Source organism: Aureibaculum luteum, from assembly GCF_003449015.1.
Taxonomy (GTDB): domain Bacteria; phylum Bacteroidota; class Bacteroidia; order Flavobacteriales; family Flavobacteriaceae; genus Aureibaculum; species Aureibaculum luteum.
In genome coordinates this window covers 1-548 of the sequence record NZ_QRGD01000049.1, presented here as the reverse complement: position 1 = coordinate 548, position 548 = coordinate 1, and the positions used below count along the sequence as shown (strand labels likewise).

The 548-nt window shown below is 38.9% G+C and carries 1 protein-coding gene; it reads left to right on the top strand.

Annotation, left to right across the window (positions count from 1 at the left end):
- A partial coding sequence (locus tag D3P13_RS22025; protein ID WP_232829274.1) for an IS91 family transposase occupies positions 1 to 548 on the top strand: 548 nt, incomplete at both ends.

The following is a 548-nucleotide window of genomic DNA, read 5'->3' as shown; positions in this document are numbered from 1 at the left end:
AAGGCTCTGGGCGGTCACATTGACCAATGTACTTGTTGTAAGAAGATACATGTGTCGTACAACTCTTGCAGGAATCGACATTGCCCTACTTGTCAAGGACATAAACGAGAACAATGGATCCAAGCACGGGAAACAGAACTATTAAATGTGCCTTATTTTCATGTGGTGTTTACCATTCCACACGAGTTGAATAGGTTTTGTTTGTTATATGGCAAAGAGATTTACAAAGCTTTGTTTAGATCTGCATGGCATACGATAAAGCAATTTTCTAAGACAGAAATCAAAGTAATTCCAGGTATGATAGCAGTACTACACACTTGGGGGCAGAACTTGAGTCTGCATCCACATTTACATTGTATCGTTCCTAATGGCGGTGTTACAGAATCAGGGTATTGGAAACAGGGCAAACAAGACAAAAAGTTTTTGTTTTCTGTAAAAGCGATGAGCAAAATGTACCGAGCAAAGTTTATCTCAGAGATACGAAAAGAACAACTACCCATACCAAAACAGACCTATGATAAACTGTTTAAAAAGAACTGGGTGGTCTA